The sequence below is a fragment of the Actinomadura chibensis NBRC 106107 genome (assembly GCF_001552135.1).
Taxonomy (GTDB): Bacteria; Actinomycetota; Actinomycetes; order Streptosporangiales; family Streptosporangiaceae; genus Spirillospora; species Spirillospora chibensis.
This window is the reverse complement of the sequence record NZ_BCQP01000119.1, coordinates 1-2,006: the sequence shown is the minus strand read 5'-3', so window position 1 is coordinate 2,006 and position 2,006 is coordinate 1. Positions and strand designations below refer to the sequence as shown.

Annotated in this window: 2 protein-coding genes; both read left to right on the top strand. The window is 72.1% G+C overall.

Features of this window, described 5'->3' with window-relative positions; genetic code table 11:
* The first annotated feature begins 143 nt into the window (after positions 1-143).
* On the top strand, positions 144-470 hold the full coding sequence (locus tag ACH01S_RS41685; RefSeq protein WP_067905857.1) for a DUF3817 domain-containing protein: 327 nt from the start codon (positions 144-146) through the stop codon (positions 468-470).
* An 84-nt stretch (positions 471-554) separates the two neighbouring features.
* Positions 555-1,478, top strand: coding sequence for a bifunctional helix-turn-helix transcriptional regulator/GNAT family N-acetyltransferase (locus ACH01S_RS41680; RefSeq protein ID WP_067905855.1), 924 nt, complete (start codon positions 555-557; stop codon positions 1,476-1,478).
* The last annotated feature ends 528 nt before the right edge of the window (positions 1,479-2,006 follow it).

The window sequence follows — 2,006 nt, the reverse complement described above, 5'->3', positions numbered from 1 at the left end:
CGGAGGCCGCCAAGGCCTCCGGCCGCCCGACCCGAGGAGCGAGGGGCCGTTTCCCGAAAGCGAACGCGACTCGGGAAACGGTCCCTCGCGACCAACGGGGGTTCCAGGGGGTCGCCCCCCTGGGAGAAAGAAGGAAGGTTTTAGTGGAAGGCGCGGTGACCAGGTACCGGATCCTGGCTCTGGTGGTCGGCACGCTGCTCGTGTTGCTGGCGATCGGGATGGTCTTGAAGTACGGCCCGACCGATATGCCCGCGATGGCGGGCGTCGTGGCGCAGATCCACGGTGTGGTCTACATGGTGTATCTGGTGGCGGCGTACGACCTGTGGCGGCGGACGGGTTGGCCGTTGAGCCGGATGGCGTTGATCGTGGTGGGCGGTTTCGTCCCGTTGATGACGTTCTGGGTGGAGCGCAAGGTCGTGCGTGAGGCGCGTGGCCTGGGGCGGGCCGCGAAGGCCGAGGTGAACGTCTGACCCGTCGTGTCGGCCGGAAGGGCTGGCGGATCGGGTGCCCCGTCGACTAACGTTTGACTGAGTCAAACGTTAGGAGGGGTGTGGATGGAGGCCACCGAGGGGGACGTCGGAACGGTCCGGGCGTTCAACCGCTTCTACACCGGGGTCATCGGAGTGCTCGGCGAAGGGCTCGTCAAGACCCCGTACTCCCTGACCGAGGCGAGGGTGATCTTCGAGCTGGCCCAGCGGGAGGACACCGAGGTCCTCGCCCTGCGCCGCGTCCTCGGCCTGGACGCGGGCTACCTCAGCCGGATGCTCGCGCGGTTCGAGACAGACGGGCTGGTCGCCCGCGAGCGCGCGGCCGGGGACGCGCGGCGCCAGATCGTCCGGCTCACGCCGCGCGGCCGGGAGGTGTTCGCGATGCTGGACGAGCGGTCCGTGGCCGAGATCCGCGACCTGCTGGACGGGCTGCCCGCCGACGACCGCCGCCGCCTCGTCGCCGCGATGAGCACCATCCACGGCATCCTCGGGGACCGTCCGCGCCCGGACGACTTCGTGCTGCGCCCGCTCCGGCCCGGCGACCTCGGCTGGGTGGTCGAGCGCAACGGCGCCCTCTACGACCAGGAGTGCGGCTGGGACCGCACCTACGAGGCCCTCGTCGCGAAGGTCGTCGCGGAGTACGTCCAGGACCACGATCCCGAGCGGGAGAACGCCTGGATCGCCGAGAGTGCCGGAGAGCGGGTCGGTGGCGTGTTCTGCGTCCGCCGGACCGACGACGTCGCCCAGCTCCGCCTGCTGCACGTGGAGCCGAGCGCCCGCGGCACCGGCGTCGGCGCCGCGCTGGTGGGTGAGTGCGTCCGCTTCGCGGCCGAAGCCGGATACAAGGAGATCATGCTCTGGACCACGGCGCTGCAGCGCGCGGCGCACCGCGTCTACGAGCGTGAGGGCTTCGTCCTCGAAGAGGAGGAGCCACCGGCGGAGCGCTTCGGCGACACCGTCCACGGCCAAATCTGGCGCAAACGCCTGTAACCCAAGCCACCTCAAACCAACCACCCGTGGACCGGTCGCCCGTGGGCTGGTTGCCCGTGGGCCGTTCACCCGTGGACCGTTCACCCGTGGACCGGTCGCCCGTGGGCTGGTTGCCCGTGGACCGGTCGCCCGTGGACTGGTTGCCCGTGGGCCGGGCGGCCGTGGGCCGTTCGCCCATGGGCCGGGCGCTCGCGGGCTGGTCGCCCGTGGGCAGGCGTGGTGAGCCGGGCGGCCATGATTCGGCCGCAGTGAACCGAACGGGTATGAACCGTGGCCCGTGGGGCATCGTCGGCTCCACGGGCCCGGCTCCGCAGCGATCCCTTACTGCGCGGGCGGCCGGGACGGGGGTCGGACGGAGTTCCGGCCGCCTGTGTTCACCGGCGTAGCGCCGGGTCTGCTGGGGACTGGCTCCCACCTCCTCTCCGATCCGGGCCGGCCGGACGGGCCGGTCGGCGCGCGGGAGCGGGCGCCGCCGCGGCGCCCGGATGCCTGCGGCCGGGTCGGCGGCACGGCTGGAGGATGCCGCCG

What these genes read in the sequence shown, in the direction of transcription:
- ACH01S_RS41680 (WP_067905855.1), top strand. Translation starts at nt 555, where the DNA reads ATGGAGGCCACCGAGGGGGACGTCGGAACGGTCCGGGCGTTCAACCGC.